We start from the raw sequence: 12512 nt of genomic DNA on the forward strand, positions 1-12512 counted from the left end.
AGGTAAAACGGCCGGAATACTCTTATTCCGGTTTTTTTTGTTACCATATGCCACAAAAAAAACATCCAAAAGCAAGTATACTTACTTCTGGATGTGAATGTATGATGAGGGATGAAATGTTTACCAGTCCTTTTCGTTTGATACCGGCTGTCCCTTCACTTTCTTGGCTTTATCCTGTAACTTCTTTTCTTCCTGAGACAGTGCCTGCAGTAAGCGTTCTGCTTCCTGCTTGCTCATTTTGCTGGGCTGTGGTTCAGGTTTCTGCTGGTCTTCTTTATCCTTGCCTTTATCCTGGTCTTTATTCTGCTGGTCTTTGTTCTGATCCTTGTTCTTGTCTTTGTCTTTATCCTGCTGGTCTTTATTCTGATCTTTGTTCTTATCCTTGTCTTTGTTTTTATCGTTTTTATTCTTGTCTTTGTTTTTGTCCTTGTTGTTTTTCTTATCATCGCCACCGCCGCCTTGCTGTTGTTTCTTCAGCATTGCCTGGGCATAAGCCAGGTTATAGCGGGCGTCTTCATCGGAAGGGTTTATTTTCAATGCCTGTTTGTAGGATTTAATGCTTTCTTCCCACTTTTTACCTTCCATAAAGGTGTTGCCGATGTTGTAGTCTGCGTTGGCTTTAATGCCTGGTTTATCGCCCAGTTTCAGGCTGTTGGCGTATTGCGCCCGGGCATCATCGTAGCGTTTTTGCTGGTATAATGAGTTTCCCAGGTTATAATTACCAATGGCCGACTGCGCATTTTGCTCCAGCGCTTTTTTATAATTGGCTTCTGCATCGGTAAACTGCTGTTTCTGATAAAGCTCGTTCCCTTTGCGGATATACTTATTGGAACCGTTTTGCGCAAAGGCAATGATGCCGGAGAGCATGGCTGACGCGGTTACAAAGCAATATTTTATAAAAGTAATTTTCATGAGTTCTTGTATTATGCTGTGGGCGTTTCCGGTGTACGTTTGTGACGTACTTCAGGAATAAAAAATTCGATCAGCAGCAATGCCAGGCATACGCCCAGGAAATATTGAAAATAGCTATTGTAATCTGTGAACACGTTTTCGCCAAACTCTTTCTGTTCCATACTGTCGATTTTACTCACCAGCGTATTCACTACATCATCTGTATTATTGTCGAGGTGCTGATAGATGCCTTTACCTGCTGCAGCAATAGATCTGAGTTCGTTTTCATTCAGTTTGGAAATAACGGTATTACCTTCCCGGTCTTTTTTGTAACTGCCGGTTTCCGGATCGGGGAGAGGGGAGCCGGCTACAGAGCCTATACCGATGGTATTGGTGACTGCGCCATTTTCGAAGGCTGCTTTGGTCCGTTGGATGGCTGTTTCATCATGATCTTCTCCATCCGAAATAATGATCAGCGCTTTATGTTTACGTTCTTTCTTATTAAAAGCGTCGTCCGATACCTGTATGGCCTGCCCGATAGCGGTACCTTGTGAAGGAATCATATCCGGCGATACGGTGCTGAGATACATTTTAGCAGCAGAATAATCTACTGTCAGCGGCATTTGCAGGTAGGCGTTACCGGCAAATACCACTAAACCTACGCGGTCGTTGTCCAGCTTATCCATTAGTTTGCTGATCAGCTGTCTTGCACGGGTTAGCCTGTCTGGTTGCACATCGGTGGCGAGCATACTCTTACTCACATCCAGTGCTATCATTACATCCACGCCCTTACGGGTGATCTTTTCCATGCGGCTGCCTTTTTGCAGGTTAGCCAGTCCGACCACTCCGAAAAAGAAGGCCAGGAAAATAAGCAGGAACTTTAGTACAAACAGTTTGCGGGAATAGCCGGTAAAAAGTTTTTCCACGAGTGCCTGATCCCCGATACGGCGTATAGAACGGCGTTTCCACCAGGATACGCCCAGGAAAGCTATCTGTAACACCAACAGGAGCACCAGCGCCCATAAATATTCACTATGCTGAAATCGTAACATATTCGATTTTAAGATATCCGTTACCGGTAGTAAACCAGGTAAGATATCAAAAATAATTTTTTTGTGACGTATTGCAAGCCGTAGAGAGGGGGTTTTATCGTTTTTTTAACGATCGGCCGTTGTCAGGAAGCGCAATGAGTAGGGCGGTGGTGGTATGATGGAGGCGTTGCCGGCGCTTATAAGGCTGGAAACCAGGCAATGACAGGTATTTGTCCGGCGATTGGGAAGAGCGGAGGTGTCCGCCACCCCAATCGCCGGAGCACAAAAAATTACATTTCTCCTTTAAAGTATCCTGCGTCTGTAAGAATATTCCGGAGAATCTCCATACGAACCTTGGGGATATCAATAGCCGGATCTTCTGTTTCTATATTCAGCACAAAGAAAGTCGGGTGCCTGTTTTCCTCGATCCAGCCCACTACCCAACCCAGTTTTTTTACGTCGTTAAAATCCCAACCCGTTTTATAGGATAGTTCGTATTTGGCCGTTTTTTCCATGAGCATCACATCACGCACGGTTTTCATGGTTGTTTTGGCAAAAGGCAACTGATCGAAGTACAGTTTTTTCACAAAACCCAGTTCTTCATCAGGAGATATCAGCAGTGAATTATCCAGCCAGAAAGTATCCAGCCTGGAAATTTTCATGTTGCCGTATTTGATGGAGTCCAGCCACAGCTGCATGGTAGGCTGACCAATGCGCCGTGCCACTTCCTGGAAATACGGCACCGCCGACAACCTAAAGGCCTGGGCCATGGTCAGGTCCTGGTTCCAGGCGGGGAATTGCCGTGTTACGCTATCCCAGGGAATTACCATGCCGGTATCTTTGATAACGCCGGTATGTATCCCTACAAGGGAACTGAATATTTTAAATGTAGATGCAGGTTGAAAACGTTTTTTGGCTCTTTCCAGGTTGTATACCTTGAATTCGCCCTGGCTGTTATTGAATAACATGAAAGTGCCTTCCACTTTGTGTTGGGCAAAATATTTCTCCCAGTCCTTCTCCTCTTTTACATTATTCGGTGCGCAGGCGGCGAGAGACAAGCCTATCGCGAATAACATCCAGCCAAATCGTTTCGTCAGCATAAAGATTAATTAAATTATAAGCAGCAAAAGTAGCAAAAAAGCGACTGCTTTATTTAATCACTCCCAGTTCTTTACCCACTTTGGTAAAGGCTGCAATAGCCCTGTCGAGATGCGCCTGCTCATGACCGGCGCTGAGCTGAACACGGATACGGGCCTGTCCCTTTGGTACTACCGGGAAGAAGAAGCCGATTACGTAAATGCCTTCCTGCAGTAATTTATCTGCAAACTGGGCACTCAGTACAGCATCATACAGCATTACCGGTACAATGGGGTGATCACCGGGTTTAATATCAAATCCGGCTTCCGTCATTTTGGTGCGGAAATATTTGGTGTTGTATTCCAGTTTGTCACGCAGTTCGGTGGTTTCGCTCAGCATGTCCAGTACGGCAATAGAAGCTCCTACAATGCTGGGTGCCACTGAGTTGGAGAACAGGTAAGGACGGCTGCGCTGGCGCAAAATGTCGATCACCTCTTTCGGACCGCTGGTAAATCCGCCGGAAGCACCGCCCAGGGCTTTACCCAGTGTGCCGGTGATGATATCTACCCGACCCATTACACCGCGGTATTCGTGGGTGCCACGGCCTGTTTTGCCGAGGAAGCCGGAAGAATGGCTCTCATCAGACATTACAATCGCGTTGTATTTGTCGGCCAGGTCACAGATTTTGTCCAGCTGGGCAATGGTACCGTCCATGCTGAAAGATCCGTCTGTAACAATAATGCGGCTGCGGCAGTCTTTCGCCTCCTGCAGTTTGGCTTCCAGGTCAGCCATATTATTATGCTCATAGCGGAAACGCTGTGCTTTACAAAGACGAACCCCGTCAATGATAGAGGCGTGGTTCAGCGCATCGGAAATGATGGCATCCTGTTCATTGAACAAAGGCTCGAACACACCACCATTGGCATCAAATGCCGCTACATATAAAATTGTATCCTCTGTACCAAGGAATTTTGAGATCTTTTCTTCCAGTTCCCTGTGAATGTCCTGCGTACCGCAAATAAAGCGGACACTGCTCATACCGTAACCATGGGTATCTATGGCATCCTTGGCAGCCTTTACCACGGCAGGGTGAGATGATAACCCCAGGTAGTTATTAGCGCAAAAGTTAAGAACGGTTTTGCCTCCAACCTGTATTTCAGCGCCCTGCTCAGATGTAATAATACGCTCTCTCTTATACAAGCCGGCCTTGTTGATATCACCGAGTTCTTCCCGTAAACGGGTTATAAACTTTTCATTCATAAAAATTGCAATATTTTAATTGGATGTACCAAAGTTATGGCAATAAATGTATTACGATTATTTATGGCCTGCAGGACTAACGACCGGATAAGCAAAAAGTTTGACCCAGGTGTAACATTTGCCCGTTGCGCTCCGTCATAGTACTATCATGATTATAACTGCCATGAAGTGAAAAACTGAACAACGATCCTTTGAATGAGAGATGCTAAAAGAGTATACTGGGTAAAGGGTTGATGATCAGTTTGAAAGGAACTGTTACTACAACTGTGTGCAATGATTTTTCGGATTTTAGAGCTGGTGTGGGTAACAATAATGGATATTGTCAATGATGGGTATTAAAGTATTTGTCGGAACTTAGCACTAAAATCCCGCACCACCGGAATGACGGAAAAGGAGTACAATAAATGCGTGGATCTGTATTCGGACAATTTATTCCGCTTTATCGTTAAAAATCTGGAGCATGCGGAAGATGCCAGAGACGTAGTACAGAATTCATTCGAAATATTGTGGAAGCACTGCCAGGACGTGCCTTTTGAAAAGGCAAAGTCCTACCTGTTTACAGTCGGCTACCACAATATGATAGACCATGTGCGTAAGGTAAAGCGGATAACACTGGTAGACCAGTTTAAGGATGAAGAAAAAGTTTCGGACCATAAGATACATAACGCAAAAGAGGTGATAGAAAGGGCATTGTCCAAATTGAGTGAGGTACAGCGTTCCCTGGTGATGCTAAAGGACTATGAAGGTTATTCTTATGAGGAAATAGGGGAAATGATGAACCTGAATCCATCCCAGGTAAAAGTTTACCTGCACCGGGCCAGGATACACCTCAAGAATTACCTGGTGAAAATGGAAAACGTTATATAATATTATAATAAATAGAAGACTAATAATAAATTAGATAGTTGTCAATAGAGATTAACATATCAAACTACGAATCCTACCTCCTCAGTTACATCGATGGTGAGCTGAACGAGGCAGAACAGGCTGCACTACAGTTGTTCCTGGACAAACATCCACAGTTCAAACAGGAGCTGGACCTGCTGGAAGGTACCCGCCTGATGCCGGATGAGAAGATCGTATTTGAAAATAAAGCGTCTTTATACAAAACTACATCTGTGGATGTAGTGGATTACGAGGAACTAATGCTGGGTTATATCGACGGAGAACTTACTCCGGCCGAAGAACAAACCTTACAGACATACCTGGCGCAGCATCCGGTCGCCCGCAACGAGTTATTGCTCTTGCAGGCAGCGAAATTAACGCCGGATACCAGTGTGGTTTTTGAAAATAAGGCATCCTTGTACAGAACTGCACAGCGGAGGATTTCCCCGGTATACCGTCGTATCGGATGGGGAGCAGCCGCTGCTGCCGTGGTGGCAGGCCTGCTTATCTGGTTGCTGCCGGCTGGCCATCAGCCGCAACAAACACCACCAGTGTTGGCTCATACCAATACGAACACGGTTACAGCACCGAAGGGAAATGCCACTCCAGTTCCGACACCGGCTACCGTTGTTCCGGAAATACCAGCCACTGCTGATATCCGGACAGATCAGCCGGCGCTGGCGAAAAATAACAAAACAGCCGCCAGTCACGGGCGGAAATTAGCCCCGCCTGTAGTCAACTCTGGAAAAACAGCTGATCCGGTTGTAGCCGCAACAGCACCAAAGGCCGATGCACCGGTTATTTCACAGCTGCCGTCACCGCGTAATTCAATGGATGAGGTAGTGGAACAGCACCTGCAACAGGCTGGAAATGTTCAGGTAGCGGCAGTGAAGCCGGAAACAAACAAAGAACCAATGCTGGCATCCAATGTCACTGTAGCAAGTAACTCCGTTAGTAATAAAGTTGCCCCTGTAACAGAACAACCGGGTATCCAGGGAGAACTGATCATGTCGGTAAGCGGCAGCGACAGCAAAATCCTTGATAAAGTAACCAACGTAGCTAAGTTTTTTTCCCGTAAACGGAATAAATAATAAATCATGGTCATAGCATATGAAGCATAAAATTTTACTCATTTTGTTACTGGTATTATGTGGCGGGTGGGCTCATGCGCAAAAGGCAGATACAACAAAGGCTCCGGCTACACCGGATACCATACAGATCAAGGGATTGATCATCATAAAAGGAAAGAATGACAAAGGACGTACCAGCTATAAATTTTATAGTGATACCGCTTATGCCCGCCAGAAGCTGAAAAAGAACCTGCAAACAAAGTGGTTCGTATTCGACCTCGGGTTTAATAACTACATTGACCGCAGCGACTATAATGGCGCCAGTTTCATCAATTATTACCCCAACACTACTTCCTACTATAATGGTGCCGTGTCGTCTCCGGTGGCCAAATCTTACGATTACTCTGCCGCCGGACTGGCTACCTTCGCTCCCCGGGAAGCCAGCGAGCCTTTAACACCATCGGAATTTAAACTTATCACCGGAAAATCGATCAATTTTAATATCTGGATTTTTGAACAGCGACTTAATTTAACAAAACACAAACTTAACTTGTTATATGCTTTAGGATTAGAGATGAATAACTACAGGTATGCCCGGAGCATCACTTATTTACCGGGATATCCTACACAGATAATCAGGGATTCCGTAGAATTCTCCAAGAATAAGTTATTTGCCGAATACATATCCGTACCGGTAATGCTTAATTTTAATTCTAACCCCGCTCGCCCGAGTCGTGCATTTCAGGCGAGTATTGGTGTCTCTGGTGGTTATCTCCTGAAATCCAGAACAAAACAGGTAAGTGAGGAAAGAGGAAAAGTGAGAAAAACCGACGACTTTAATCTTAATAAATGGCGTTTTGGGTTAACCAGCGAGCTGGGCTATGGTCCGGTGAAGCTGTACGCAAACTTTGCCCTGACAGCCTTACATGATTATGGGTTACAACAGTATCCGTTTTCAATTGGTATCCGGTTGAACGGTTTTTAAGTCTTTTTAGCCAGTCCTAAATAGTGTTTATGCGTTCTTTTGTTGCATTGATGACGTGTATTGGTTGTATTGCATGGATTCATTCCTGTGAGAAACGTTTGTTAGGCGTTCGACTCGAAGAAAATGGTATTACCCCGAACTATCAGCCCCGGCAATTGCCCGTGGCCATACTCCCGGCTACCATGCCCGCACATTATATCTCCCGGGTGAGCAGTAACCCGGTTACACCTGCGCCATTGGTGGCGCTGCATCCCAGGAGCAGAAATCGCGTGAAAAAGCAGTCCGGTGATCCGGAATATACAACAGTCGATTCCCTGTTGTTTAACCTGGCAGTGGTGAAAGGAAAATATTCCATATACAACAATACTACCCCCTGATTAAATCAGCTATCTTGTCAAGATTACTACCGGTCGAACAATCGGTTGTAACCCCCGTGCTTCTACCGCTCATACAATTCCCGCTCTTTTTCGCGCTATTTATTTTGCAGTTCCGGTATATTTGACAGTATAAATTCAAAAAACCAACTATTGTATGAGTCTTAAAAGAGTCGTATTACTATTCCTGTTTGCCTGCTCGTTGAAAACAGCCGGAGCCCAGGGAAAATACCAATGGAAGGAGGCTACTTCAGGCGGTTACACCTATAAGTACATCTCCAACGATCCCATGAAGGCACGTTTTTACACATTGAAAAACGGCCTTACAGTTATCCTTAGCGTTAACAAAAAAGACCCGCGTATCCAAACACTGATAGGCACCCGCGCTGGCAGCGACAATGATCCGAAAGATCATACAGGTCTGGCCCACTACCTGGAGCACCTGCTTTTTAAAGGTACCCAGCAATTCGGTTCCCTCGACTGGGCAAAAGAAAAGCCATTGATAGACCAGGTCTCCGATCTGTATGATAAATACAACAAAACCGTTGATCCGGCTGCACGCAAGGCGGTGTACCGCGAAATCGACAGCGTTTCCGGTCTTGCTGCCAAATTCGCTATCGCTAACGAATATGATAAAATGATGTCCGGAATGGGCGCCCAGGGCACTAATGCCCACACCTGGGTAGAGGAAACGATCTATGAGGAAGATATTCCTTCCAATGCGATCGATAAATACCTCACCGTGCAGGCTGAACGTTTCCGCGACCCCGTTTTCCGCCTTTTCCATACTGAGCTGGAAGCTGTGTACGAAGAAAAGAACCGCGGACTTGATAACGATGGCCGCAAAGTATATGAAACAATGCTCGCTGCCCTGTTTCCTACCCATAACTATGGTCAGCAGTCTACCATCGGTACCGTAGAACATCTTAAAAATCCAAACCTGAAGGCCATTCGCCAGTTTTATAATGAATACTATGTGCCCAACAACATGGCCGTAGTAATGGCGGGCGATTTTGATCCTGATTATGTGATCAAATCGATCGATGATAAATTCAGTTACATGAAAACCAAACCGGTAAAGGAATACAAACCTGCCCCGGAAGCGCCGATCAAGGCGCCGATTGTAAAAGAAGTATTCGGACCTGATGCGGAAAGCGTAGATATCGTTTTCAGAATGCCCGGCGCCCTGGATACCAAATCCAACCTGGTGCTTGGTGTAATGTCGGCTATCCTGGAAAATGGTAAAGCGGGTTTACTGGATCTGAATATCAATAAACAACAGAAAGTCCTCAACGCCAATGCCGGTGTAATGGGACTGAAAGATTACTCCATTTTCTCCCTCAGCGGTAAGGCCAAACAAGGGCAGACACTGGAAGACGTAAAAGTACTGTTGCTGGGCCAACTGGATATCCTGAAAAAAGGTGATTTTGATGAATCCCTGGTAAAGGCGATTGTAAACAACGCCAAACTCAGCGAACTGCAGGGCCTGGAAAGCAACAACAACCGCGCCACCGCCCTGATGGACGGATTCATTAAAAGCAGAGGCCAGAACTGGGCATACGACGTGGCTTATGTAGATGACATGGGCACCGTTACCAAGAAGCAGCTGGTGGACTACGCCAATAAATATCTCCAGGACAACTATGTCATTGTTTACAAACGCAAAGGCGAAGACAAGAACATTCAGAAAGTAGAGAAACCATCCATCACACCGGTAGAAGTGAACCGCGAAGCACAGTCTTCTTTCCTGCAGAAAGTTGCCGCTATGCCCGCCACACCGGTAAAACCACAGTGGCTGGACTACGAAAAGGATATTCAGAAAACATCATTGGGCAACACAGATATGATGTACGTACAGAACAAAGATAATGGTCTTTTCCGCCTGTACTATCGTTTTGACATGGGTAGCTGGAATGATAAAAAACTTCCGCTGGCAGCGCAATACCTGCAATTCCTGAGCACAGATAAATATACTTCTGAGCAGATCAGCAAAGAATTTTACAATATTGCCTGCAACTTCAGTGTAGCCGCTACTTCAGAAAATACCACTATTACCATCAGTGGTTTACAGGAAAATTTTGATAAAGCCGTTACTTTATTTGAGCATATCATTGCCAACTGCAAGCCAAATGAAGAAGCACTGGCAGCCCTGAAAGGCCGTCTGCTGAAAGCGCGTACAGATAGTAAACTGAATAAGTCGGCTATCATGAAAGGGGTAATGAACTATGCGATGTACGGTGCTAAAAATCCGTTCAACAACCAGTTAAGCCAGTCTGATCTGGACGGTATCACTGCTGCAGAACTCACGAATATTTTGCATGAACTGCCAACGTATAAACATACTGTCATTTACTGGGGTCCTGAGTCGCTGACTACCGCAGCCGCTGAAGTGAAAAAACTGCATACCATTCCTGCCAGCTTTAAAGCTGTTCCGGCAGCAGTGAAATTTGTGAAAGACGATCAGCAGAAAAACCAGGTACTGTTTGCCGACTATGATATGGTGCAAACAGAGGTAAACTGGCTGAGGAATTCAGATGTATATGATCCTGCAAAAACAGGTATTGTATCATTGTTTAACAGCTATTTTGGCGGCGGTATGGGATCTGTTGTGTTCCAAACCATCCGCGAATCCAAAGCGCTGGCTTATTCTACTTATGCTTTCTATGCATCTCCGGATAAGAAAGCAGATCGCTATTCTATCATGGCTTACGTTGGCAGCCAGGCTGATAAAATGCCCGATGCGATTGTTGGAATGAACGAACTGCTTAACGATATGCCACGGGCCGACAAATTGCTGGAAACCGCTAAAGAAGGCATGAAACAGGATATCGAAACAGAACGTATCACCAACGACGGTATTATATTCAGCTACCTGGCTGCGCAGAAACTGGGTCTGAATACAGATATCCGCAAACAGGTGTATGAATCTATCGACAAAATGAACTTTGATGAAGTGAAGAAATTCCACGATCAGTACCTGGCTAATAAGCCCTATACTTATTGCATTGTTGCTTCTGAAAAGAAAGTGCCTGCCGACGAGTTGAAGAAATATGGAGAAGTGAAAAAACTTTCGCTCGAAGAAATTTTCGGATACTAATTACTGCACATAAAACACAAAGGCACAGGGATTATTCTCTGTGCCTTTGCATTTGTATAAGTCCGTTGAACAATAAATTATTCTCCTTCTGCGTTATCTGCATATTTATTACTCCCTATGAAGAAGTGTTGTCATTACTGGTTGGTAGCCGTCCTGTTGCTGCTACCGCTAAGTGGATTTATCAACGAATCTGATTTGTATAGTGTACGGTTGAACGCTGCCAACATTGATCCGGACAAAGTTTTCCTGCTGATAGATAAAAGTGATTACCGTTTGTATGTATATGAAGATGTGACGTTAAGAAAGATCTACAAAGTGGTATTTGGTAACCGCGACCAAACAGACAAGCAAGTGGAAGGTGATCGCAGAACGCCGGAGGGCACCTTTCATATTTTGAGCAAAAGAGCAGATAAAAGCTGGAGCCGGTTTATGTTGCTGGACTATCCCAACGAGGTGTCCTGGCAACGGTTTCATGAGCGGCAGTCAGAGGGTTTATTATCTGCCAACGCCACTATTGGCGGCGGAATAGGTATACACGGCGTAGAGTATAATTCCGGTATCCGGGATAATTATGTGGAAGGGAGAATTAACTGGACCCTTGGCTGCATTAGTATGAAAAATGCAGATGTGAATGAATTGTATGATGTATTAAAAGTAGGAACACCTGTAGTGATACGCCGGTAAGATTTTTGCGGATAATTATCCGGGTGACTCCAGGTGGCAGGCGCCCGTTGTAATTTACATCCGATAATCATTCGATGGCATCTAATGGCGCAGCGCCGCTGCACCATGACTCAAATATAAAACTGCGGGTCAGATCCTGTGAAGAGCGCGCTCCACTCGTATGGTGCGCGCTTTTTTATTGTAAAAAAGCGGTTACTTCCCTCATCCAGGCAGTGGAATCTTTTCCGCAGAAAGATTGGTGTCCGGCCCGCGGAAAAATATGCAGCTTTTTTTGTGAGGTTCCCAGGTGTGAAAATACAGCCTGGGTTTCGGTGGGCGTTACCCGGATATCCTGTTGTCCATAGAAGTATAATACCGGCATATGTATTTGCCTGGCATAGCTTTCCGGTTTAAAGCCCGGCCCCCAGAAGCCTTGCTCCATGCCTCCCCAGAAAGTAAGGATCTGGGAAAAGGGAAATGCAGGTAAGTGAACGGAACGCATGCGGCTTTTTACGGCATCTGTAAGCGTGGCAAACGGACATTGGAGGATCACCTTCTGAGGGGTAAGGCTGTACTCCGGCACGGCCTTTAAAATAGCGGCTGCACCCATGCTCACGCCCCACAATACAATTGGCCGGGGGCTTTTTTGTTGGACATAATCCCAGGCCAGTTTTACATCTTCTGCTTCCTTATAGCCTACGCTGCACGTAAGTCCTTCACTATTGCCATGTGCCCGGAAATCCAATAAAAAGGTATTGTACCCCAGGGCCCTGAAACGACCCGCCTCCGGAAACAGGGAGCCTTTGTTACCATTATAGCCATGAAACAAAATAACGGTGCCTTTGGCTGCATTTACGGGTATCCACCAGCCTTCCAGGCGTAGTCCGTTCTGCGTATGCAGCAGTACTGTTTCATATGGCACCACCGGGTGCTGTGCGGTAACGGATTTGGCAATCCTGACACCGAACAGGATAGTGCGTAGTTTTTCTCCCGCATTCATCTGCTCCGGCAGCTTGTTTTTTCGACCACCTTCATCGTAAAAATGAGTGAATTTCCAGGCATGGAATGCCCCGATGATATTGAGTAAGAGGAACAGGGAAAGACAGGTCCAGGCTAACCTTTTGAGGAAACGTTTCATGCAGGTTTATTCATTTATAAGGAAGGGATGCAGGAATTTAT

12 protein-coding genes are annotated in these 12512 nt (G+C 45.6%); 6 read left to right on the forward strand and 6 right to left on the reverse strand.

Annotation, left to right across the window (positions count from 1 at the left end; all coding sequences use genetic code 11):
- Nucleotides 1-120 precede the first annotated feature (120 nt).
- From KE626_RS13735 to kbl, 5 genes are all read right to left on the reverse strand, one after another.
- Entirely contained in the window at nucleotides 121-912 is a 792-nt protein-coding gene (locus KE626_RS13735; protein ID WP_211973491.1) for a tetratricopeptide repeat protein, read from the reverse strand.
- A gap of 11 nt (nucleotides 913-923) precedes the next feature.
- Entirely contained in the window at nucleotides 924-1943 is a 1020-nt protein-coding gene (locus tag KE626_RS13740) for a VWA domain-containing protein (protein WP_211973492.1), read from the reverse strand.
- 94 nt (nucleotides 1944-2037) lie between these two features.
- Nucleotides 2038-2208, reverse strand: a complete 171-nt coding sequence (locus KE626_RS13745) for a hypothetical protein (RefSeq protein ID WP_211973493.1) — start codon at nucleotides 2206-2208, stop codon at nucleotides 2038-2040.
- Between the two features lie 4 nt (nucleotides 2209-2212).
- Entirely contained in the window at nucleotides 2213-3022 is an 810-nt protein-coding gene (gene blaOXA, locus KE626_RS13750) for a class D beta-lactamase (protein WP_211973494.1), read from the reverse strand.
- A 49-nt stretch (nucleotides 3023-3071) separates the two neighbouring features.
- Nucleotides 3072-4259 carry a glycine C-acetyltransferase gene (gene kbl, locus KE626_RS13755; protein ID WP_211973495.1) on the reverse strand — a complete coding sequence of 396 codons (1188 nt, stop codon included), beginning with the start codon at nucleotides 4257-4259 and terminating at the stop codon, nucleotides 3072-3074.
- Between the two features lie 381 nt (nucleotides 4260-4640).
- On the opposite strand from kbl, the gene KE626_RS13760 reads away from it, so the two are divergent.
- The 6 genes from KE626_RS13760 (at nucleotide 4641) to KE626_RS13785 (ending at nucleotide 11354) form a co-directional block, all read left to right on the forward strand.
- Complete coding sequence (locus KE626_RS13760) at nucleotides 4641-5126, forward strand: RNA polymerase sigma factor (RefSeq protein ID WP_211973496.1); 486 nt, start codon at nucleotides 4641-4643, stop codon at nucleotides 5124-5126.
- Nucleotides 5127-5164: 38 nt separating this feature from the next.
- Nucleotides 5165-6235, forward strand: a complete 1071-nt coding sequence (locus KE626_RS13765) for an anti-sigma factor family protein (protein ID WP_211973497.1) — start codon at nucleotides 5165-5167, stop codon at nucleotides 6233-6235.
- A gap of 19 nt (nucleotides 6236-6254) precedes the next feature.
- On the forward strand, nucleotides 6255-7199 hold the full coding sequence (locus tag KE626_RS13770; protein WP_211973498.1) for an outer membrane beta-barrel protein: 945 nt from the start codon (nucleotides 6255-6257) through the stop codon (nucleotides 7197-7199).
- Nucleotides 7200-7228: 29 nt separating this feature from the next.
- Nucleotides 7229-7576: a hypothetical protein gene (locus KE626_RS13775; RefSeq protein ID WP_211973499.1), complete on the forward strand. Its 348-nt coding sequence runs from the start codon at nucleotides 7229-7231 to the stop codon at nucleotides 7574-7576.
- 154 nt (nucleotides 7577-7730) lie between these two features.
- Complete coding sequence (locus KE626_RS13780) at nucleotides 7731-10670, forward strand: M16 family metallopeptidase (RefSeq protein WP_211973500.1); 2940 nt, start codon at nucleotides 7731-7733, stop codon at nucleotides 10668-10670.
- A 117-nt stretch (nucleotides 10671-10787) separates the two neighbouring features.
- Nucleotides 10788-11354 (forward strand): L,D-transpeptidase family protein, encoded by a 567-nt coding sequence (locus tag KE626_RS13785; protein ID WP_211973501.1) that lies wholly within the window; start codon nucleotides 10788-10790, stop codon nucleotides 11352-11354.
- Nucleotides 11355-11529: 175 nt separating this feature from the next.
- Here the strand turns inward: KE626_RS13785 and KE626_RS13790 are convergent, their stop codons facing one another.
- Complete coding sequence (locus KE626_RS13790) at nucleotides 11530-12471, reverse strand: alpha/beta hydrolase (RefSeq protein WP_211973502.1); 942 nt, start codon at nucleotides 12469-12471, stop codon at nucleotides 11530-11532.
- Nucleotides 12472-12512: the final 41 nt, after the last annotated feature.

It is taken from the genome of Chitinophaga hostae (assembly GCF_018224885.1).
Classification (GTDB): domain Bacteria; phylum Bacteroidota; class Bacteroidia; order Chitinophagales; family Chitinophagaceae; genus Chitinophaga; species Chitinophaga hostae.

Excerpts from the sequence above, each read along its gene's own strand:
- KE626_RS13735 (WP_211973491.1), bottom strand. The coding sequence starts at position 912 with ATGAAAATTACTTTTATAAAATATTGCTTTGTAACCGCGTCAGCCATG.
- KE626_RS13740 (WP_211973492.1), bottom strand. The coding sequence starts at position 1,943 with ATGTTACGATTTCAGCATAGTGAATATTTATGGGCGCTGGTGCTCCTG.
- blaOXA (WP_211973494.1), bottom strand. The coding sequence starts at position 3,022 with ATGCTGACGAAACGATTTGGCTGGATGTTATTCGCGATAGGCTTGTCT.
- kbl (WP_211973495.1), bottom strand. The coding sequence starts at position 4,259 with ATGAATGAAAAGTTTATAACCCGTTTACGGGAAGAACTCGGTGATATC.
- KE626_RS13760 (WP_211973496.1), top strand. The coding sequence starts at position 4,641 with ATGACGGAAAAGGAGTACAATAAATGCGTGGATCTGTATTCGGACAAT.
- KE626_RS13770 (WP_211973498.1), top strand. The coding sequence starts at position 6,255 with ATGAAGCATAAAATTTTACTCATTTTGTTACTGGTATTATGTGGCGGG.
- KE626_RS13775 (WP_211973499.1), top strand. The coding sequence starts at position 7,229 with ATGCGTTCTTTTGTTGCATTGATGACGTGTATTGGTTGTATTGCATGG.
- KE626_RS13780 (WP_211973500.1), top strand. The coding sequence starts at position 7,731 with ATGAGTCTTAAAAGAGTCGTATTACTATTCCTGTTTGCCTGCTCGTTG.
- KE626_RS13785 (WP_211973501.1), top strand. The coding sequence starts at position 10,788 with ATGAAGAAGTGTTGTCATTACTGGTTGGTAGCCGTCCTGTTGCTGCTA.
- KE626_RS13790 (WP_211973502.1), bottom strand. The coding sequence starts at position 12,471 with ATGAAACGTTTCCTCAAAAGGTTAGCCTGGACCTGTCTTTCCCTGTTC.